This is a genomic window from Litorivivens sp. (assembly GCF_041625495.1).
GTDB lineage: Bacteria > Pseudomonadota > Gammaproteobacteria > Pseudomonadales > Spongiibacteraceae > Litorivivens.
Map to the genome: position 1 here is coordinate 1 of NZ_JBFJTH010000053.1, position 21,879 is coordinate 21,879.

At 54.6% G+C, this 21,879-nt stretch carries 16 protein-coding genes; 4 read left to right on the forward strand and 12 right to left on the reverse strand.

Annotated features, from left to right (window positions below):
- Nucleotides 1-689 (reverse strand): AraC family transcriptional regulator (locus ABYP39_RS08220; RefSeq protein ID WP_372781978.1); only part of this gene is annotated, 689 nt, incomplete at its 3' end.
- A gap of 99 nt (nucleotides 690-788) precedes the next feature.
- Between ABYP39_RS08220 and ABYP39_RS08225 the strand changes: the two genes are divergently transcribed.
- Nucleotides 789-1,964, forward strand: a complete 1,176-nt coding sequence (locus tag ABYP39_RS08225; RefSeq protein ID WP_372748171.1) for an alkane 1-monooxygenase — start codon at nucleotides 789-791, stop codon at nucleotides 1,962-1,964.
- A gap of 38 nt (nucleotides 1,965-2,002) precedes the next feature.
- Here ABYP39_RS08225 and ABYP39_RS08230 read toward each other — a convergent pair whose 3' ends face one another.
- The 3 genes from ABYP39_RS08230 to ABYP39_RS08240 all read right to left on the reverse strand — a co-directional run bounded on the left by ABYP39_RS08230 (nucleotide 2,003) and on the right by ABYP39_RS08240 (nucleotide 5,824).
- On the reverse strand, nucleotides 2,003-4,279 hold the full coding sequence (locus ABYP39_RS08230) for a TonB-dependent receptor (RefSeq protein WP_372781980.1): 2,277 nt from the start codon (nucleotides 4,277-4,279) through the stop codon (nucleotides 2,003-2,005).
- Entirely contained in the window at nucleotides 4,276-5,139 is an 864-nt protein-coding gene (locus tag ABYP39_RS08235; RefSeq protein WP_372781982.1) for a DUF1295 domain-containing protein, read from the reverse strand. The genes ABYP39_RS08230 and ABYP39_RS08235 overlap by 4 nt, the downstream gene beginning before the upstream one ends.
- A gap of 64 nt (nucleotides 5,140-5,203) precedes the next feature.
- Nucleotides 5,204-5,824, reverse strand: coding sequence for a uracil-DNA glycosylase family protein (locus ABYP39_RS08240; protein ID WP_372781984.1), 621 nt, complete (start codon nucleotides 5,822-5,824; stop codon nucleotides 5,204-5,206).
- A gap of 69 nt (nucleotides 5,825-5,893) precedes the next feature.
- Between ABYP39_RS08240 and gcvP the strand changes: the two genes are divergently transcribed.
- Entirely contained in the window at nucleotides 5,894-8,776 is a 2,883-nt protein-coding gene (gcvP, locus tag ABYP39_RS08245) for an aminomethyl-transferring glycine dehydrogenase (protein ID WP_372781986.1), read from the forward strand.
- A gap of 113 nt (nucleotides 8,777-8,889) precedes the next feature.
- Here gcvP and ABYP39_RS08250 read toward each other — a convergent pair whose 3' ends face one another.
- The gene (locus ABYP39_RS08250; protein ID WP_372781988.1) at nucleotides 8,890-9,603 is read right to left on the reverse strand and encodes a hypothetical protein; all 714 of its coding nucleotides are present in this window, start codon (nucleotides 9,601-9,603) and stop codon (nucleotides 8,890-8,892) included.
- A gap of 39 nt (nucleotides 9,604-9,642) precedes the next feature.
- A complete protein-coding gene (locus tag ABYP39_RS08255; protein ID WP_372781990.1) occupies nucleotides 9,643-11,547 on the reverse strand; it encodes a thrombospondin type 3 repeat-containing protein in 1,905 nt (634 codons plus the stop codon).
- 675 nt (nucleotides 11,548-12,222) lie between these two features.
- On the opposite strand from ABYP39_RS08255, the gene ABYP39_RS08260 reads away from it, so the two are divergent.
- Entirely contained in the window at nucleotides 12,223-13,269 is a 1,047-nt protein-coding gene (locus ABYP39_RS08260; RefSeq protein WP_372781992.1) for a dihydrodipicolinate reductase, read from the forward strand.
- Nucleotides 13,270-13,446: 177 nt separating this feature from the next.
- The gene (locus ABYP39_RS08265; protein WP_372781994.1) at nucleotides 13,447-13,941 is read left to right on the forward strand and encodes a hypothetical protein; all 495 of its coding nucleotides are present in this window, start codon (nucleotides 13,447-13,449) and stop codon (nucleotides 13,939-13,941) included.
- A gap of 120 nt (nucleotides 13,942-14,061) precedes the next feature.
- Here the strand turns inward: ABYP39_RS08265 and ABYP39_RS08270 are convergent, their stop codons facing one another.
- From ABYP39_RS08270 to ABYP39_RS08295, 6 genes are all read right to left on the reverse strand, one after another.
- The gene (locus ABYP39_RS08270) at nucleotides 14,062-15,402 is read right to left on the reverse strand and encodes a hypothetical protein (protein ID WP_372781996.1); all 1,341 of its coding nucleotides are present in this window, start codon (nucleotides 15,400-15,402) and stop codon (nucleotides 14,062-14,064) included.
- Complete coding sequence (locus ABYP39_RS08275) at nucleotides 15,402-16,217, reverse strand: outer membrane lipoprotein-sorting protein (RefSeq protein ID WP_372781998.1); 816 nt, start codon at nucleotides 16,215-16,217, stop codon at nucleotides 15,402-15,404. Before ABYP39_RS08275 ends, ABYP39_RS08270 begins: the two co-directional genes overlap by 1 nt.
- On the reverse strand, nucleotides 16,198-18,546 hold the full coding sequence (locus ABYP39_RS08280) for an RND family transporter (RefSeq protein ID WP_372782000.1): 2,349 nt from the start codon (nucleotides 18,544-18,546) through the stop codon (nucleotides 16,198-16,200). The genes ABYP39_RS08275 and ABYP39_RS08280 overlap by 20 nt, the downstream gene beginning before the upstream one ends.
- 210 nt (nucleotides 18,547-18,756) lie before the next feature.
- On the reverse strand, nucleotides 18,757-20,211 hold the full coding sequence (locus ABYP39_RS08285) for an NAD-dependent succinate-semialdehyde dehydrogenase (RefSeq protein WP_372782002.1): 1,455 nt from the start codon (nucleotides 20,209-20,211) through the stop codon (nucleotides 18,757-18,759).
- A 118-nt stretch (nucleotides 20,212-20,329) separates the two neighbouring features.
- Entirely contained in the window at nucleotides 20,330-21,547 is a 1,218-nt protein-coding gene (locus ABYP39_RS08290) for an NAD(P)/FAD-dependent oxidoreductase (RefSeq protein WP_372782004.1), read from the reverse strand.
- Nucleotides 21,544-21,864: a 2Fe-2S iron-sulfur cluster-binding protein gene (locus tag ABYP39_RS08295; protein WP_372748090.1), complete on the reverse strand. Its 321-nt coding sequence runs from the start codon at nucleotides 21,862-21,864 to the stop codon at nucleotides 21,544-21,546. The genes ABYP39_RS08290 and ABYP39_RS08295 overlap by 4 nt, the downstream gene beginning before the upstream one ends.
- Nucleotides 21,865-21,879: the final 15 nt, after the last annotated feature.

Here is a 21,879-nt window from a genome sequence, read left to right on the forward strand (position 1 = left end):
ACCAGCTCCCGGCACTGGCGCACACAGGCCGACCACGTAAGCGAATTGGCCTGCGGCAGTGGCTTTTGCAATTCATCAATGCGAATACAGGCTTTGGTATCGCCACTGTTCCAGCGGACTTTGCAGTCGAGCAAACGATTTAGCAAAGCACTGTGAGCGGGCTCTGGCAGAGCAACATCCACCGATTCTACCGGCAGGCGGCGACCGGCGATCTCACTCGCTATCATCAGAGTGATCATCAAATCCCGCTCCAGTACAAAGGCCTTTACCGCCCCGCCGGGATAGTCCTGTTCGATGCGGATTTCGGCCAAATGCTTGCGCTGGTGCAGCCTTAAGCCAGCGAAGCTGTGCGTAAGCACAATAAAATCCTGCGCCACTTCGAGCGCCTGCAGCAGATCGCGACTGGTTGCCAATGCCAGCCCCCACACGCCAAACACCCCAAAGTGGTAGCGCATACCTACCCGAAAGGCGAGGTCATCCCGCCCACTGAAAGCGATGGCGGCTTCAATAAAGCGGATTTCCTGATGCTTGCTGATCAGCTGGCCCGGCGTCTCCAAAAACTGACGTGACAGGCCGGTATCCGCACAGACCGGCTCGGCATCCAGGCCTAGCTCGTCCAGTGTCTGACACAGTAATTGCAGCCCCAGAGCGGGTCGTAAGGGGGCTTCTATTTTGTGATTTTTATCCATATTGGCCGAAAATAACAATTTATGGCGTCACTCGCAACATGGGATTGACGGCAAGAGAGGCGTAGGGTGTTCATAAAACGACCAAAGGGGACCGACCTTATGGCAAGCGCAACATCCTTTGTTTCCATCACTGACCTGACGCAACGCTTACGCTGGCTGTGGCTCGTGAATGCCGCTGTAATGCCCTGGGTACTTCTGGTGGGGATTATTCCGGCCGAGCTCACCGGCAACATCGCCTGGCTAGCGATTGGCTACCCCTTGTTTTATATCGGCGTACCACTCTTAGACCGACTGCTGGGGCAAGACCCCAACAACCACAGCGAGGAAGACGTGCCGGCGCTGGAGGCCGACCCCTATTTCAAGCAGGCTCTGCTTTTTGCGCTGGTGGGCAGCATCACCGCCTGGTGTGCCGGGATTTACTACGCGGCCTGGGCTGACCTGTCCTGGATTGGCCTGTTCGCACTTTCAATCGCTTGCATGGGTTTCGGCGGCGGACTGATCAACCTGGGACATGAGATGGGCCACAAACGCGGCCGCAGCGACCGCATCGGCGCCAGCATCGCCCTCGGGGTAGCACTGCTTCCCCACTTCAATGTGGAACATAACCGCGGCCACCACCGCGCCATTGCAACACCCGACGACCACGCGTCCTCTCGCCTTGGCGAATCCTTTTACCGTTTTGTATTGCGCGAACAGCCGCTCACCTGGCTGCGCGGCTTTCGACTGGAGAAGGAAAGACTGAACCGCAAGGGACAAAGCTTCTGGTCTCGTGACAATGAGATACTACCGGGCGTTGTCATTGGCGTGGCCTTTGTCAGCGCCGTGGGCCTGCTGTTTGGCCTAAAAATTATGGCCTTTGTCCTGTTTGCCAGCTGGCTGGGGCACCTGAACCTGTCACTGGCGAATTACATCGAGCATTACGGCCTGTTGCGCGGCAAAGACGCCAGTGGTCGTTACGAACCTCCGCGCCCACAGCATTCCTGGAACCAGAATGCCTTGGTATCCAACCTGTTTACCTTTCAATTGCAGCGCCACTCGGACCATCACGCGCACCCGAGCCGCTCCTATCAATGCCTACGACATTTTGAAGATGTACCGCAGTTGCCCTGGGGGTATTACGAAATGTTTCTGCTCGCTTATATCCCACCCCTGTGGTTCAAGGTGATGGACGAGCGGGTACTGCAATGGGCCGGGGGTGATCTGGAAAAAACCAATCTGCATGCGCCTGCACGCTCTCGTTATGAAGCGAAAGTAAAGGCACTGGGACTGGCTTGAAAGGAGGGGGGTTCGCCTGCAACGGCAGGCGAACACAGCTAGAAACTGAACCGTAACGTTACGTCCAATTGTCGCGGCGCGATGGCGCGACCAAAGTGAGCACCGGAGAGCGTTGGAATATCGCCGCCGCCATCCAGCGCATCCTCGTCAGTTGCATTGCGCAGCAGCGCCTGAATTGACCACCGCTCTTCTATATCTGCAACTCGCACCCGGGCATTGAAGGTTGTGAAGGCACCCTGCACATCAATCGGGTCTTGGTCTGCCTGCAGTAGTTTCTCATCTTCAAACAGCACATCCGCTCCGACCAACCAGGTCACCGGCCAGTCAAATAGCCCGGCCTGATAATTCAGGCTGAGACTGCTTTTCCAGAAAGGCGCAAACGCCAGATGATCATCGGTGAGATCGCAGGGCGGATCCTCTCCTGCCGGGCACGGCCCGTTCTCGTAGTCGGTGAAGCGTGCATCGAGATAGGCCAGAGACAGATTGCCCGACAGCCCAAAGGCCGTTACGAAGGCGGCATCGACCTCAGCACCTTTCGAAATGGCACCGGCTGCATTGGAAATACGGCTGACATTACCCTCAAAAATGGTTAACTGCAGATCTTCAAACTGCGTGTAGAAGAGCGCCACATTCAAGGTGGCCGCTCTATCAAACAGCCGGGTTTTGACGCCCACTTCGTAAGTTTCAGAATGTTCAGGCTCAACTTCCGTAATTTCTGCCCTCACCGCCGAACCACTATAACCACCACCTTTGAAACCCTCTGCAGCACTGGCGTAGGCCGTAAGCTCATCACTAGGGTTCCAGTTCAGCGACAGCTTGGGACTAATATCGCGATCCACCCGCTTGTCTATCAGCCGATACTCTTCTGCCGTTACCAACTGAGTAAATACCGGGCCATCGGCGTCGGTTCCGGCACTGAACAGCTGGAGCGTTTGATCAACAGTTTTCTCTTCGCGGGAATAGCGCAAACCACCGGTCAAGGTCCACTCCGGCGAGAAATGCCAACTGGCTTGCCCATAAATCGCCCGGCTAGTGCCTTCCTGGTAGCCATCAATCAACAGGCGTTCGCCCGGCTCATCACCAACAACCGGAGCCAGCAGCGAGGTAATCGGGCCGAGTGAGCCACCCGTTGCCGCAAGACCATTTGCGAGAGCGAGAGGATCCGGTGCCGCGTCGATAATCACCTGAATGTCTGTTTCACTCTTGGCAGCGTAGATACCACCGACATAATCCAGCTTGCCTCCGAACAAACCGAGCGGTGACACAACGCGCAGTTCCAGGCTGTCCTGCTCGTAGTCCTCACCATTGAGAAAAAACAGCAGAGGTATTGGGGAGAAATCGAGATCTGTCAGAGAAAGCTCTTCGATTTCACTGCGCGCGGCAATCAATGCCACTTCGTGGTCCCACAAACTCGCATTGAATCGAATATCGTACTTGCCGCCATCCTGCGTCGTTTCGGCCGGATAATTCTGGGCGCTCTGAAAGTTGCTAACGTCCTTTTCCACCTGCGGGTCATAAAACTGCATCAGCTGAAACTGATCATCACTCGCCGTTCTGACCTGAAAGGTGCCCAACCGAAATTCCTGTTCGGTTTTGGCCGCCGCCAGGGTGACGTCCAGCCAATCGAGAATATCCCAGCGCAGCTGCACTCGTCCGGCCTCGGAATCCGTACTGCCCTCATCGCGATCAAGCGTCGTGTTATACACCGTGCCATCGCGCTCATTGGAATTTATCGCCGCGCGAATTGCCAAGCGATCGCCCAAAGGCAGGTTGCCGGCAAGCGTATATTTTTTGAGATTTTCATCGCCAGCGGCAATCGAACCACTCAACTCAGGCTCCTGCGATGGCTGAACCGAACGAATGCTGATTGCGCCGGAGATTGTATTCTTGCCAAACAACGTGCCCTGCGGCCCTCGCAAGATCTCGACACTCTGTACGTCCAGAAAAGCGGCGTCCAGAAAGGCCAGACGCCCCACATAAACGCCGTCTAGAAACAGACCCGCAGAGTGCTCAAACCCTTTGTCAAACGGCGAACCAAGGCCTCTTACCCGCAGCGATGTCAGTGGCGGGTGACTAAACACACTCAGGTTGGGCGTAAATACAGCAATGTCAGCCATGTCTTCCATATTGGCATCGCGCATCATTTCAGCATCGACCGCAACTACTGAAATCGGCACATCCTGCAGACTTTCCTCGCGCTTCTGCGCGGTAACCATCACTTCTTCCAAAACCGGGCGGCGCTCCTGCGCCGCAACCGAGTCTGGCAGAACCATCGCAGCGGCACAGGCCGCCAACCACTTTGAATATTTCTTCATCGGGGTGTACTCGGCAATAGAACGGGGGTGTGGCGCTTATACGCCTGGTAATCGGGGTTTGACCCCCATTTTTCGTCAGCGCGCTTTTCCAGCAGCGGCACGCCGCTTACCTTGAGCAGGAGAAAGGCCACAAACACCGGAGAGACTAGCCCCAGCCACTGCCAACCTTGAAAAACTGGCGCCGCAATCACTGCAATCCCAGTCCACAGCAGTATTTCGCCAAAATAGTTGGGGTGCCGGGACCAGCGCCAGAGCCCCACATTGACAAACTTGCCGCGATTTTCGGGCTTGGCGTTAAACGCCGTTTTCTGAGCGTCGGCCACCGCTTCAAAGGTGAAACCAATAAGCCACAGGACGGCGCCCAGCAGAGCTACCCACCCCAGCGGCTGCTGATTGGCGCTCGTAATGGCAATCAATGTCGCGAGCAGGGTAATAAACACCCAGATGCCCTGCAGGGTCCAGGTAACAAGAAAGCGCGGCCAGCGGGTTTTGATTTCATCAAATCGGCCGTCCTTCCCCGCGCGTTTCACGCGGCGAAACAGAAACGACCCCAGGCGCGACGCCCAGATGACCACCAGCCCCGCCAGAAGCCAGGCTCGCAAATCGGGCTCTCCAGCAGTCGCCCCAAGCACGGCAATGGCGACCAACAGTAAATACGTTAGGCTACCAGTCAGGTCGTAGTAGTGCTCAGTTTGAAATAGGTAAGACGGTATAAAAACCAGCCATTGAATCCCCATCGCTATCAAGGCCAGCGTAACCAATACCGGCAACCCAGCCAGCTCGGTTTCACTGGCACGTGTCGCAAACGCCAGGCACAGCGCCAGCCCCACACTGATGGCAATAACTATTAAGGCACGCATAATCGGCACCATCGCTCTTATCCCCCAAAAGGTTTCTTATTACGATAGCGTAGACCATTCCAGATCAGACCAGAGTAAGCAAGTCGATACGTTTACGCAACGCCGGGATGACGCGCTCTTCGAACCAGGGGTTTCGTTTCAACCACAGCTGATTACGCGGCGATGGATGGGGCAAGGGAAAATAACGGGGGCCATATTGCGCGTAACGCTGTACGGTTTCGGTGAGGGTTTTGGCTGGTTTGTTTAAGTAGTATCGCTGGGCATACTGCCCCACCAGCAGGATCAGCTCAATGTCAGGCATCTGCGCCAACAAGGATTGGTGCCAGCTCACTGCGCACTCGGGACGCGGCGGCAGATCACCGCTTTTGCCCTTACCCGGATAGCAGAACCCCATTGGCACGATTGCCGTCAGGGACTCATCATAGAACCGTTGTTTATCCCAACCCAGCCAGCGCCGTAAGCGGTCGCCCGAGGGGTCATTCCAGGGAATCCCGGTATGGTGTACCCGAGTGCCCGGCGCCTGCCCGACGATCAGCAGCCTGGACGTGGCGCTGGCGCGAACCACCGGATTGGGCCCCAACGGTAGCTGCGCCTCACAAAGCCGACAGGCACGTACCTCGGCCAGCAATTTAGCCAGCTTATATTCGCTATCACTGGCAATAACTTTTGGCGGTTTTTCAGCCAAGGAAAATCAGCCTCCAATATGCTTTAATACGCGCCTTCCAGGTCACGACATTCCGGAGATTTATCATCCATGCCTAGCCCACTGTCCGCACTTGAGCAACAGGACGATTTTCTGCGTCGCCATATTGGCCCCGACGACACGCAGATTGCAAGCATGCTGGAAACCCTGGGGGTAACCACCCTGGACGACCTGATCGGCCAGACAGTGCCGGCCAGTATTCGTCGCCAGTCCATGGATTTGCCGGAACCCCAGTCTGAAACGCGCGTTCTGGACTATCTGAAAAGCCTGGCCAAAAAGAATGTCGTTGCCCGCACCCACATTGGTATGGGCTATTACGACACCATCACACCACCGGTGATTCTGCGCAATGTGCTGGAAAACCCGGGCTGGTACACCGCCTACACCCCCTACCAGCCGGAAATTGCCCAAGGGCGACTTGAAGCTCTGCTCAACTTTCAGCAAATGGTGATGGATCTGACCGGTATGGAGCTGGCCAATGCTTCCTTGCTGGACGAAGGCACCGCTGCCGCCGAAGCCATGACCCTGTGCAAGCGTTCGGCCCGCAAGAACAAGAGCAACGTGTTTTTTGTGGACGAAAACTGCCACCCCCAAACCATTGCCGTGCTGCAGACCCGCGCCGAGCCGCTGGATATTGACATTGTGGTCGGTCCACGCGAAAAACTCGCCGCCCAACCCGCCTTTGCTGCCCTTTTGCAATACCCGGGCAGCACCGGTGAAGTGGTCGACCTGAGCGATCTGATTCAGCAGGCCCACAACGCCGATACGCTGGTGGTGGTTGCAGCCGATCTGCTGAGTCTGACCGTACTGACACCGCCCGGTGAAATGGGCGCCGATGTGGTGGTGGGATGCGCCCAGCGCTTTGGCGTTCCCATGGGATTCGGCGGCCCTCACGCTGCCTTCTTCGCCACCAAGGACAGCTTTAAACGCTCGGTTCCCGGCCGCATTATCGGCGTATCGGTCGACAAGCGCGGCAACAAGGCCCTGCGCATGGCCATGCAAACCCGCGAGCAACACATTCGCCGCGAGAAAGCCACATCCAATATCTGCACCTCGCAGGCCCTGCTGGCGATCATGGCCGTGTTTTACGCGATTTATCACGGTCCGGAAGGCTTGCGCACCATTGCCTCGCGTTGCCACCGACTGGCAGCCATTGCGGCAAAAGGTTTTGAACAGCTAGGTTTCAAACTGCGCTTTGAAAACTATTTCGACACCATCGTTGTAGAAACTGGCGTGAACACCGACATTCTGTACGAGCGCGCGCTGGAGCAGGCCATCAACCTGCGCAAACTCGATGGTGCTCTCGGTATCAGCATGGATGAAACCACCACCCGTGCCGACATCAGAGCGCTGTGGGCCATATTTGAAGAAGATTTCAAACCCGACCTTGAAGCCATCGACGCCGAGCTGGACGACGAGCCCGCCATTCCCGCCGGGCTCAAGCGTCAAAGCAAATACCTGACGCACCCCATCTTCAATACCCATCACAGCGAGACCGAAATGCTGCGCTACATGAAGCAGCTGGAAAGCCGTGATATTGCCCTGAACCACAGCATGATCGCGCTGGGCTCGTGCACCATGAAGCTCAACGCCACCACCGAGATGATCCCGGTGACCTGGCCGGAATTCGGCCGCATCCACCCCTTTGCACCCAAAACACAGGTGCAGGGCTACCTGGCAATGATTGACGAGCTGGAACAGCAACTGATTCAGTGCACCGGTTACGATGCCTTCTCTATGCAGCCTAACGCCGGCTCGCAGGGAGAATATGCCGGCCTGCTCGCCATTCAGAAGTATCATGAAAGCAAAGGCGACAACCAGCGCGATATCTGCCTGATACCCTCTTCTGCCCACGGCACCAATCCCGCCTCTGCGGCGATGGTCGGCATGAAAGTAGTGATCGTTGACTGCGATGATAACGGCAACGTCGATATCGACGACCTGCGTGAAAAAGCCGAGCGTCACAGCAACGAACTGGCTGCATTGATGGTTACCTACCCCTCAACTCACGGGGTATTTGAAGAAGGCATTCGTGAAATCTGCGACATCATCCACCAGCATGGCGGACAGGTGTACGTGGATGGCGCCAACATGAACGCACTGGTCGGCCTTGCGGCGCCCGGCGAATTCGGGGCGGACGTATCTCACCTCAATTTGCACAAAACCTTTTGTATTCCCCACGGTGGCGGTGGCCCCGGCATGGGCCCGATTGGTGTTAAAGCACACCTGGCGCCCTTCTTGCCCAACCACCCGGTGCTGGATATCGACGCATTGAGCAAAGACAACGTCACCGTATCTGCCGCCACCTATGGCAGCGCTGGTATCCTGCCGATCTCCTGGACTTACATTGCCTTGATGGGCGCCCGCGGCTTAACGCGCGCGACAGAGGTCGCCATCCTCAATGCGAACTACATCGCCAATCGATTGAGCGGTCACTATCCGGTGCTATACACCGGCCGTAACAACCGCGTGGCGCACGAGTGCATCATCGACCTGCGCCCACTCAAAGAAAGTAGCGGGATCACCGAGGAAGATATCGCCAAGCGGCTAATGGATTATGGTTTCCACGCCCCGACCATGTCATTCCCGGTGGCTGGCACACTGATGATTGAACCTACCGAAAGTGAAGCTCAGGAAGAGCTGGATCGATTCTGCGAAGCGATGATTCAAATTCGCGAAGAAGCCGCAAAAGTTGAGCGCGGAGAATGGTCACTGGATGACAACCCGCTGGTCAATGCGCCACACACGATGGCTGACATGCTCGATAGCGACTGGAGTCGCGCCTACACGCGCGAGCAAGCTGGCACGCCAGTGCCGGGATTGAAAACCTACAAGTATTGGCCGGCGGTGAACCGGATTGATAATGTGTACGGGGATCGAAATCTGTTTTGTGCGTGTCCGCCGGTTGAGAGTTATGGAGCCCAAATAGAATAGAAGATTACTGGAACGCCCACCTTCCTTCAAACATGCAGACCTGCGTCCCGAGCCCCCCCTCTCACTCCACGAGGGGGCCTCGGGCCTAAAGCACTAGCAGCGCTAAAACAAAATCAAAAGCTAGAGCAATCGATCTCACGGAGCGTAATGCTTTCTATGTTATATTGAGTTTCGGTAACGTCACCCTCAGCTTGATTTGCCGGCAGAAGCACCGACTCGGCCCGGCGATTGATCCCCGTCAGCATACCTCCATCCTTTGAAATTTTTAGATCGAAGGTTTCGTCGCCCTCATCCCGAGTAAATGTAATCGTTACGGTGTCGCCGACTTGCTGCCACAGCACTTCCCTGTTCTGGAGCGTAGTGCCCACAGGCTTTCCGTATGAACCGTAATCTTGATACTCTTTAAATTGCCCCTCCATCTGCGGATCTTTAACCACCAAAGCAACGTGATGCTCCTCCCCTACGAACTGCGCAGTTTGGTTATTCACATCAAAACTAATGGCAGCGTCTACATCGACTATCTCAACATTTGCCGAAAAAGCTTGACCGAACTCGTTCTCAAAATTCCGCAATTTCTGTGTTGAACTCTGATAGTCGTAACAACGGCCTGCGACAGAATTATTCATTTCCAGCATAGCTTGGATATCGTCTAAAGCTGCAGCGTTACTATTTATAGCACGGACGATCTCCGCTATCGTTTGATTTACTTCCGCTGCTTTTGCCGGGGTTCCTGCAGCAAATGTAACGATCTTCACGTCATCTACGGCCGCATTTGCAGCAACAGAAAAGGCCATTATTCCTGAAAAAACTAGTTTACTTACATTCATTCTATAATCCTCATAACGATAAATTTTGCAATCGTGAATTTATTGCCAGCTGGCTTCATCCCAGTTAAACGAGTCCCAGACCGCACTATCGGTGTTCGAGTCTGAATCGCAACTATCCCCCACACCATTCGCATCGCTATCGACCTGTTCTGCGTTAGCTACTTCATGGCAGTTATCTACATTGTCGCCAACGCCATCGCCGTCGGTATCTGCCGTCTCATTGGGGTTTTCTGGGAAGGCATCACGGTTATCACCAACGCCATCACCATCGGCGTCATTGGTTTCCGCAGGATCATTTGGAAATGCGTCGGCATTATCGCCTACGCCATCGCCATCTGAATCCTTGGACTCTGCCGAATCATTCGGGTAGCTATCCGCATTATCACCAACACCGTCACCATCTGTATCAGTGGTTTCTGCTGCGTCACCGGGGAACGCGTCGCGGTTATCGCCGACACCATCACCATCGGTATCTTTGGACTCTGCCGGATCGTTCGGAAAAGCATCTGTATTATCGCCAACGCCATCGCCATCGGTATCTTTGGATTCAGAAGCATCACCAGGAAATGCATCCGCGTTATCGCCTATACCGTCGCCGTCGCTATCCTTGGTTTCTTCCGGATCTTCAGGGAAGGCATCTGCGTTATCTCCCACACCATCCTTGTCGGAATCTCTAGACTCCGCGGGGTCGTTAGGGAACATGTCGCTGTTATCGCCAACGCCATCGCCATCACGATCACTCCACTCACTTGCGTCATCCGGAAAGGCATCACAGGCATCACCGTAAGTATCCGAATCACGATCTTCCTGAGTTTCGTTGCTCACCGTAGGACAATTATCGCTAGCGTCAGATACCGAATCCTCATCAATATCCGGAGCCGTTCGCGCCTGCTTCGGTGATTCAGATACCGTGCCATCTTCCATTGCTTGCGTGTTTTGGTCGTTACCGGTCGTTTCTTTTTCCGCAACCATCACTTTGCTCACCTCAGAAACCGGGGTATCCGTACCCGGAATTTTCAAGGTAGATGGATCAACGGTCACTGCTGCCGCGACATCGCTTACATCATTAAACTCCTGTATCTGTCCGGTAGCCGAGCTTCCGTCAATCTCGCCGTCACTCAGATCCTTTGCCAATGCATCTACTAAGGAGTCAGCAGTTACTGTCGACGCGCTATTGTTGGCAACGGCCTCTTTTCGAAGGTTTTCTACAACCGCCGAGAACGCCTCAATAGCCATACGATACTGAACAGATTCACGCTGCGCTTCGACGGTATCCGTGTTTTGCGTGACCAGAGGCGGCGTAGTATTCAGATTAATATCGGCACTTACGCCAAAACCAAACACGCTTGCTACTTGTTTACTGGCAACTTTGAATGCGCTGAGAAATTCAGTGCTAGAAACCACGCCATCTCCGTCGCCGGTATAGGGCTGCTTCGTGGAGTCTGCATTCTCAACAGCCAGCTTGTATGCCGCGGTGGTCAGTGGCGAGGGATACACAGGTGAGGACAACTCACTGCTGTCTACTACCGTTATCAAACGTTTCACCACAGGTTGGCCACCCGTTGTGATATCAACGGTATCGTCGTCTGCCAATACTTCCAAAATAAGTAGTTGCGGCAAGGGTAACGTTACCGCAAGCCCTGCAATTTCAGCTCGCGCGTTTGTTTCACCAGTGGCGATGCTCGCGCCTTTGAAGTCATCCGAGCCCGCGAGAAACGCATAGGCATTGACAACTGCGCCTGCCAGCGGCCCTTTTACACCCGACCCGCTAATCGCTTGCGTGTTGGCGGTTGCATCAGGTGAAGGTGCATCTGATGCGGATTCTGGTGGTGGCGCTGGATCATCGCTACCCCCTCCACCACCGCCACACGCGGCCAGGATTGATAACCACAGGGCAATAGAGCCCCGTCTCGCCCATTCACGAGCGAAATTAGTTTGATTCATCAAGTCTCCCCCCTCGAGAGAATTTGTGAATTGCGACGTAAAGGAAATTGGCGTTAGATCGTTATTGTTAGTATGAACAACACCTCGATATGAAATAATTATCTTTGCCCATTACTACTTCATGCAATGTGACACAGTTCAAATCTATAACGGTTGAAAACCGGGGTCAACAGATCAATAGAAATTTTTTATGATTTAACTAACGCTATATTTATGGCGTTAAATCTAAGTTGCTTACAACCCAATCCGCTCAAATGTACTCGCCGCTTTACACTATGGTTAGACGATAAAACACGATTCAGTTAGCAACCCGCTTTAAACGATAGTGACCACCAACACACGTAGGAAATAGAGATCCGATGAGGTCTAGTAATAGACATACAAAGTGCGACAAAAAAAATCATTCGGGCTATCACATATTATGAGCTTAACTCTAGGCCATCCGATATGAGACCACCCGCAGCGATCTGTTAGTTAGCAGTCGCTACCGCACCGAGCGTCTGTGCGGAGGAACTCCCTATACTTTTGAAATGCATTACCCAGCAGCGATAAGCGAAGGAGGGATATGTGGCAGTACCGACGAAATACAATATTGGTTTAGTGCATTGCACCACGCACTTTGCATACACGACCCGCCGCGACCTACAGTAAGCGAAAACGGGTCGGAGCAGACGAATGGCTTATCGCGTAGTGCAATGGAATGCTGGCAATGTTGGCCGGCGCGCTATTATCGCCATACAGCGCAACCCAAACTTGGAGCTGGTTGGCTGCTATGTTCGCGACAGCGATAAAGCTGGCAAGGATGCAGGCACCCTTGCAGGTATCGAACCGATCGACGTGGTCGCCTCGCAGAATGCCGATGCTCTGCTGGCACTCAAACCCGATTGCGTAAGCTACAACGGTCTCTGGGCCAACGCGGACGACTTCTGCGCCATACTCGAGCGCGGAATCAATATCGTTACCACCTCCGCCTTTATCACAGGGCATTCTCTCGGTGAAGAAGCCCGCAATCGTATTCTGTCCGCCTGCGAGAAAGGCAACAGCTCGATTTTCGGCAGCGGTATTCACCCCGGTTTCAGCAGCCTGCTTGGTCTGGTCGCCGCCGGCTTATGCGATAAGATCGATTGCGTGTCGGTGCTGGAATCCGTCGATGCAAGCGGCTATGCCTCCAAGGAAACCTGGGAAAGCTGCGGGTTTGGTGCCCCCATTAACACTCCCGGGCTAAGTGATACCCTGCGCGAAGGCTCGAAAGTGTTTTCCGAAGGTGTGCGCGTGGCCGGCATGGCCTTGCAAATTCCCTTCGATGATATTCGTTTTGACGCCAGCTTTTCCGCTGCGGTTGGAGACTGCGACTTTGGGTTTATGCAGATTGCCAAAGGCTGTGTTGCTGGAGTCAATGCCGCATGGCAGGGCATTTACCGTGGACGGCCCGTGGTTGAGTTGAAATATCGCTGGAAAATGGGCACTAAGGTAGAGCCTGATTACCCCCTGCACGAGGGCTACGTTGTGAATGTACAAGGCCGCCCCAATGTCAGCTTCACCCTGAAACACTCATTGCCAGATGACGAACAGCCAAGCAGTGCTATTGAAGCCATGCAGTCGAATCTGATCACAACAGCACTACCTGCCATCAATGCCATACCTGCCGTTTGCAGGGCGCCGGCCGGGATTCGAACCTATGCCGATCTACCCCTGATAACCGGCGCCGGGTTTGTCGGATAGCCTCTAACTGGGGCTAAAAAGCAGCAGGCTGCACAGAGCAACTCGCAATAGTGGCCACTCACTTCCACTGAACAACCCGATTGCTGCGTGACTCTGGCCGACCAAACCACTACAATACGCGCGCCTTTTTTTGAGGCTCTCTGGCGCATTTTCTACTTAACGATCAAAGGTATTGTTTTGAAAAACGTTTTTTTACTGGCCGTTGCGGTCATGATTTCCGGCCTCGGCTTTGCCCAAACCCCTGCCATCGAGCTGAATTACGGTGAACCCGGTCCTCGTGCGGGCACAGGTTTTGGTGACCTCCGCCCAGTAGAGCGCTCTAAAGCCGAAGCGCCGGTGCAGGCAGCGCTGCAACACATTGCAGAACTGGTGCGCTCTGGCATGCACGAGGACTACACAGGCAACAGCAAAACTCGCCTGATCATTGATGTGGCCGCAGACCATAGCAGAGGCCCGGTAGTAAACGACAATGGTAAGCTGCGAACCGAGTTTCGCGTACGCTTGAAAGTGCAGCGTCATCGCGCCGTGTTTGAACACCAGATCTATCAGGTGTCCGCACCGGGTGATGCGTTTCGCGAAGAGCTCGCCAAAGCTGTTCAAGGTTTTATGGCACAACCAGAAGTAGCCCGCCACTTCGGCTACGATTCAAGTCAGGCACTGGCGCTGAATTAACCCCGCTACTGTCGCGTTAAACTACGCCCTCTTCTACTTTAAGAGGGCATCCGCCAGCGTCAGGCCGAGCGCCAATCCAAGCCCCCGTAGGTTGCCAGCGATCACGCCGCCCCCTCCACCTTAGAAATACCAGTTGAGCTCAAGCTGCAGGTAATCGTCATTCCGAACAAGGAAAAATGCTTCGTCTTGCGGCGATATGTCATGTAACACCCTGGCTTCCAGGCTTAGTTTCATACGGTTGCCAATGCGTCGACTAAATTCCACACTGTAAAATTGACTGCGTTCATCCAAGTCAACGACCACACCCGCCAGCAGCGCCGTACCGACAACATCATTGGCAGCCCAGCGAGCGCCGACGAATGCATCGTTCTGAAAACCACTTCCTCTGGTGCCGCGCTCGTCCCACAGATACTCCAGCAGTACGCCAATATCGCTGGCGCCGCCGGCAATACCATAAATCGTATATTCAAAGCCGAGGCTGGCCGCAGCGTATCGATCCCGCGCTGCGATACCGGGATTCGTCGCCGCCCCTCGGCGATTGAATTCATCGCGCCACAGCGCCTCTGCCTTGAATAGCCAGTCACCCACCGTGTATTGGGCATCCACGCTGAACTGATCCATCAAACCGTAAAATGGTCGAATAGACTCGATCTGGTACCCGGGTTGCGCCAGCTCCCGGGTTGCGCCGGCACCCACACCGAGTTGCGTGGCAAGGCCGTACAATGTGGCACCTGCAGGGCCCAGCGGGCCAGACGCGGTCAGACGAACAGCACCGGGCACCCACTTGGGGTCGCGTTGGGTTCCCGAAAACCAGGCCACGCCGTAATCCAGAGCACCCACCCAGCCCTGATGGCGAAGCGCCCAGTCCAGGTGGCTTTGTTCAGCACCCGATTCGTAGAGAGGATTCCCGTCGTCAATTGGCAACGGCGGCCGAAATCGACCTTCACGCCCTGGGAAGGCTCTCTCGCGAAAGTAGGGCAGTAGAAACAGTCGTGTACTGCTCCCATTGTCTGCAACGTAGTTAAATCGCAGCATGGGCTGGCCAAGTTTGTCTTCACCGTCGAGGTTCTCCAAGGCATCGTCCTGATTGATCGTATCAATCAGATGCAATACTTCGGTGCGCCCCCAGAACACGCGGGAAACGCCGAGCAGTATTTCCCAATGCCCCAGCACGCCCTGCCAGTGGAGCTCGCGAATATCATTATGGCTTCGTTGCTCGTCAACCGCTTCAATTCTCGCAAACGGCGCGAAGGTGACGCTATGCGCGCCACCATTCCATTCGCCATACCACTGAGGCGTAAGCGCCAGTGAAGCCGCGTGGTCAGATTGCGACGCATAGAGCGCCTGTTCCGTATAAGCGCGCAGCTCTAACTGCAGGTCAACTTCTACGGTATGACGATCTAGCCCCAATACCGGCCCTGCGACTATCATCAGTGCCAAATGGCCGATGACACCTTTCATCAACGCATTCTCGCCAGTCCGGACTGGTTAAACTGACGCTCATCTAAGCCAGAGGCAAAACGGAAGTCGGTAAACGTCAGTGTGGTGCTTTTCAGCGTCTGATGATTCACCATTTCCAATCGCGATGCGCGCCAGTGCTTGTCGAGGTACTGCTGGTAGTCGTGGAAGGTCAGTGTTTTCAGGTGGCTCTGTTTGCGGTCGTAGTACTCCACCTTTTGCACCCGATACTCCGCCTTATCGAGCCACACCACCTGTCGGGAATATCCAGAATTTTCATCGACCGGGTCGCGCTCGATGACAAAACATTCCTGGCCATTAAGCGTTTCGTCGCGAAGGTAGCGATACGTATACTTTTCGACCTCCTGAGAAGAAATGTCCTCATAGGCAAACTCGGAACCCATAAATGGCCCCGACTTGTTACTGGACGCAATGCGTTTTACGCGTTTCAGCGCCGGCAGGTAAAGCCATTGATCGTCGTCGCCCACCCGATGACTGAAGGTGAGCAAAGCCGTTCCACGGACATCTCGCGGCTCATCAAAAACGATCAGGCTCTTGTCGCCATCGCCGTCCACTTCCAGTGATTTATTGCGCATTTCCCGCAGACTTTCATCACCCTGTCGATTACGCAGTAACATTGACATCGAAGCGCTGGAATCACGCCAACCAAGGTCGCGGCGGTCCGCTTCCCGAGCAATCGCAAGCGCCTTTTCCTCGGCGGTGAGACCGTTGTATTCGGCTAGAGATAAAGCGCTCAGCAACATTAACAGCGGCAACAGCATCATGCGGGATATGACTTTAGGATGCAGGAGTTTCATATGTGGCCTCCAATGGCAGTTCTGATTCAGTTTCCGGGTCACGATCAGCCCACAGCAAAATAACCGGCAGCAGCAGGAAATCGGTAACCAGGGCACTCACAATACCCATTACCGTTAGCAGCGACATACTGGCGGTGGGATAAAACGCCGAGTAACAAAGCACTAGAAACCCTAGCGCCAACGTCAGCGACGTAACCAACAGCGCCGAACCCACTGTACGGAAAGTATGAACTACCGCCTGCGCCGATGTGAAATTCTGTTCCCGTCGTGCACGCAGATACTTGCTCATAAAGTGTATCGTGTCATCGACGATGATACCCAGCATAACACCCATCGAGAACGACATCGTGAAGTTGATCTCGCCGTTATAAATAGCCCACAAACCAAAGGCCATTCCCATGGGGAACAGGTTAGGCACAATACTGATCAGACCGAATTTCAGGCTACGCAGTGCAAGCACCAGAATCACCGAAATGCCCAACAGTGCCAGCGGAATGCCCACGGCCATCGAGCTGAAATTACGCTCGGCGATAAAAGCAAACATCACAGCCGGTGATACACCATTGGCCGCCATGTCCGGCGCGTTGGTTTTCAGCCAATGTTGACCTGCATACAGTATTTCCCGGGTTTCACGTGACTTTAAGTGCTCAAGCGTCACAATGAATCGCGAGGCCGATTTATCGATATTGATGCTGTTGTTAAGATCAAGGCCGAAGGGTAATGAGAATTCGTAGAGCAGCAGATACTGCGCTGCCAAATTGCGCTCTTCAGGTAACTTGTACCAGTCCGGATCATCGCCGTGCAGGTTTTTATTCAGGCGCTTGAAAATATCGGAGATGCTGGAAACATGCATCACTTTTGGATTTTCGTACCACCAGTTTTTAAAAGCATCGAGTTGCGCCAAATACTCTGGATCAGCCACGCCGTTTTTTGCCGGTAACGAAAACTCCATGGTGTACAGGCCAGTAATATTGTCGGCCATAAAATCCGAATCATTGCGAAACTGTATTCGTTCATCAAAGTAATGAACAAATTTGTCATTCGCTTCGTTTAAGGGAATAAGCGCCATAAGACCGATGGAAAGTGCCGCCGCTGCCCAGAATACCGGCTTGGCATTGCGCACCGTCCACTCGCCAAGTGCTGTCATTCGCATCGACATGAAGCTACGCCGTTGCGCGGGGACACGCACCGGCAAAATGGCGATGAGGGCGGGCAGCAGGGTAATGGAGAACAGCCAGGCCAGAATGGCTCCCATGGCAGAGATATTGCCAAGGTCATGCAACGGCGGTGAATCGGCAAAGTTGATGGACAACAATCCCAGCGCCGTCGTGATGGAAGTAAGAAACACTGGCATAAAATTCAGACGCAGCGATTCAACCATCGCGTCATTTTTATTCATGCCTTCGCGCATCAGCGCAAACAGTGAAACTAGGATATGCACGGAATCCGCCACCGCGAGCGTGGTTATGACGATCGGCGACACCGCGGAAGGTGAGGTGAGATTAATGCCCAGGTAGCCAGCCAAACCCATGGCCCCAGCTGTCGAAAATACTATTACCAGTACCGTCGCCAGCGTGGCCGTCGCAGAGCGCAAGAAAAGATAGACCACCACAACAAGCAACAGGTACATCAGCGGATAGAGCGACTGAATATCCGCCTGGGACGCCTCCGCAAAGGTATTGCTCATCATATTAGAACCGCTGAGATAGACGCGGTGCTCTGGATACTCGCGAAGCAACTCATCACGCAACAGCCGTGTTGCTGCTACCGCTTCGGTGACCTCCGTTGGCGACTTACCCAGATACTGATGATTAATCGCCACCGCCAACACATGACCTTCGCGGCTGGTTAGACGGCCCGCCAACAAGGGCTCATGAGTCGCAATATCTCGTATGCGTTCAAGATCAGCCTCTGACACGGCATCAGGGTCTGCTACCAGATCTGCAACCAGGAGGTCATCGGCTTCGGCTTGCGTGTGCTGAAAGTTGGTTATCGAATCTACCCGGATAACATAAGGTAGTTCCCAGGCGCGCTCGGTAAAGGCGTGAACCAAACTGAGGGTTTTACGGGTATAAGCGGTGTCGGTTGGTGGCTCAATCACCACCATGGTGATGTCATTCTTATTGTAGATATTCTGAACTTCGTCGAAAGCTTGCAGCTGCGGATTCTCTGGCCCGAAGTAAACACGGTAGTCCGTTGAAAATCCGAGATAACGACCACCAGAGGCCAGCAGTCCAGCGACAAGCACAGACAGGCATAACGTCAGCCACCGATGAGCGACAATCAAGCGGCCCATTCGCACTACAAACTCGTCAATCGCGTTTAGCATGGCGATCTCCCCCTTATCAGCAAGGGCCCTATTAAATCACAGCGACGGGAACGGGAGTGTCTTCAATCATCCACTGCTTTCGCACAAGCCTTGTGCGAAAGCAGTGGATATTCATGCGGGTAACGGTCTAAACGCTGAAAGTGGATACCTGAGGGCTGGGCGCGGGGGAATGCAAGGGGCTGCGGTTGCAGCCCAAGATACGGTATTAGCTTATATCTCGCCCATACACATGTACTTGAGCGACATGTACTCGTCGATGCCGTAGTGCGAGCCTTCGCGGCCAAAACCGGACTGTTTGACACCGCCAAAGGGTGCCACTTCGTTGGAAATGATGCCTGTGTTGATCCCCACCATGCCGTACTCCAGCGCTTCGGCAACGCGCCAAACGCGGGAAATATCGCGGCTGTAGAAGTAGCTGGCGAGACCAAACTCGGTGTCGTTGGCCATCTGAATGACCTCATCATCGCTACTGAAGCGGAACAGCGGCGCAACCGGCCCGAAGGTTTCCTCGCGGGCAATCAGCATATCCTGAGTCACATCGGCCAGCACGGTGGGCTCAAAGAAGTTATCGCCCAAGGGCAGGCGTTTTCCGCCAAACAAGGTGCGAGCACCTTTGGACAGGGCATCAGCGATATGTTCTTCAACCTTGTTGACCGCCGCATTGTCAATCAGCGGACCCTGCGTTACACCCTCGTCGGTTCCATTGCCGACCTTCAACTGACCCACAGCCGCCGCCAACTTTTCAGCAAAGGCATCATAGACCTTGTCATGCACGTACAGACGATTGGTACACACGCAGGTCTGGCCTGCATTGCGATATTTGGATGCAATCGCGCCCGCCACTGCCGCGTCGAGATCGGCATCTTCAAATACGATGAATGGCGCGTTACCGCCCAGCTCCATGGACAATTTTTTCAGCGTCGGGGAGCATTGCTCCATGAGTACACGGCCCACTTCGGTGGATCCGGTAAAAGACAGTTTCTTGATCACCGGGCTGTTGGTCAGCTCACCACCGAGTAATCGAGATTTGCCGGTAATCACATTGAATACGCCTGCAGGAATACCCGCCTCGTCAGCCAGCACCGCCAGTGCGAGTGCGGTCAACGGCGTAGCATCTGCCGGGCGCACGATCATTGAGCAGCCCGCCGCCAGTGCTGGGGCAGCCTTACGCGTAATCATGGCCGCCGGAAAATTCCACGGGGTAATTGCTGCACAAACACCAATCGGCTCTTTGACCACTACCAGTCGTTTGTCACCTGCCGGGCTGGGGATAACGTCACCATAGGTGCGCTTGCCCTCTTCCGAAAACCATTCGACAAAAGAAGCTGCGTAACCCACTTCCCCCTTGGCTTCTGCCAGAGGCTTGCCCTGCTCAGCCGTCATGATTTTTGCAATATCATCAGCGTTGGCAGTGATCAGGTCGAACCACTGTCGCAACAGACCGCAGCGCTCTTTCGCCGTAAGTTTTTTCCAGCTGCGATAGGCTGTATCTGCTTGTCCAATTACGATTTGGGTTTGTGCAGCGCTCAGCTTGGGGACACTGCCCACCCGTTCTCCGGTCGCCGGATTGAAGACCTCCGTCACCTCACCAGTATCACCGTCAATCCACTGGCCATTGGCATAGGCCTGATTTCTCAGCAAGTCGGGTTTTGCGAGCGAAAGCATGGGGGGTGTCTCCAATTAAAGCCTGCGAGCAGGCTGACAGGTCAGCGAGAGATTTTCTGTAAAATGCTTTCCCTGACCCGGCTCATTTTTGTAGAGCGGGCTGAGTCAGGGAAAGGTTTCAGCCCAACAGCGATTTCAGATCGACTGTCTCATCCGACAAGGTCGCGGCATCAGACTTAACACGACCAGCCACCAGTTTCTTGGCAATCATGAAATCCTTGGGCCGGTTTACGGTGTCGGCAGAAATAATGACGCCGTTAGCCAGATAAAAGGCCGAAAAGTTGTTGTCTTCCATCGAGCCACGAATAACCACTTCTTCGTAACCCTGATTGATACCGACCATCTGCAGCTTCAAGTCATACTGATCAGACCAGAACCAAGGCGCGCCGTTGTGCTGAGCCTCTTTGCCACAAATAGTCGCCGCGATCACACGCGCGCCTTCAGAGGCATTGGGCACCGATTCCAAACGGATGCGACGCAGCAGGAAACCGTGATCGTGGTTGGCGCAATCGCCGGCAGCAAAAATATCTGGATCGCTACTGCGGCACTGCAAATCAACCAGAATGCCGTTGTCTACGTCGAGACCCGCAGCTTCGGCCAACTCGGTGTTGGGAATCAGACCAATGCCGACGATAATCACGTCAGCCTGCAGGCGGGCACCATCGGCCAGCACGACGGTTTCAACCGTGTCGCCGCCTTCCAGTGCTTCCACACCAGCACCCAGCTTGATATCCACACCTTTGGCGCTGTGCACACCGTAGTAATATTCCGACAGCTCAGGGCCGGTAACGCGGGCCAGCAGGCGAGGCAGCGCCTCGACCAGCGTCACATTCAGCTCTTTCTTGATGCCAACAGCAGCAGCTTCCAGACCAATATAACCACCACCGATAATCAACAGCCTTTTGCCTGGCTGAAACTGCGCCTTGAGGCGCTCGATATCCGCGATGGTGCGCACATAGTGCACATTGGGCTTTTCGGCGCCGGCAAGCGGCAAGCGGCGGGCGTGGCCACCGGTACAGAAAGCCAGCTTGGTATATTCAATGACTTCGCCAGTATCAAGCGTGACGGTATGGGCGGCGCGGTCAATACTTTCCACCCGCACGCCAGTCTTCACGTCCACGTTCTGCTTTTCGTAGGTGGATGCCGGCTTGATGTAGAGCTGAGCTTCGCTCATTTCACCGGAAAGGTAGGCTTTGGAAAGGGGCGGACGCCGGTACGGCAATGCAGGCTCTTCGCCAATTAATACGATGCGACCCTCGAAGCCCTGCTGACGCAGGGCCGTTGTCATGTCGCCACCGGCCTGACCCGCGCCGATAATAACAACGGTTTCGCTCACAACTGGCTCTCCGGCAGATGAATCACAACGCCGTCCAACTCATCTTTCATGATGATCTGGCAGCTCAGGCGACTGGTAGGCTTGGGATCAATCAGGCCATCGAGCATGTCCACTTCGAGCTCGTCCGGCTGACCGGTTTTGGCTGCCCAGGCGTCGTCCACAATGCAGTGACAGGTCGCACAGGCACAGCCACCACCGCAGTCGCCCAGAATACCGGATACGCCATTGTCGATAGCGGCCTGCATGAGGTTATCGCCGTTTTCTACATCTACTACGGTTTTTTCGCCATCAAAGCTGACGTACGTTACTTGACCCATGAGCCTTTACTCCAC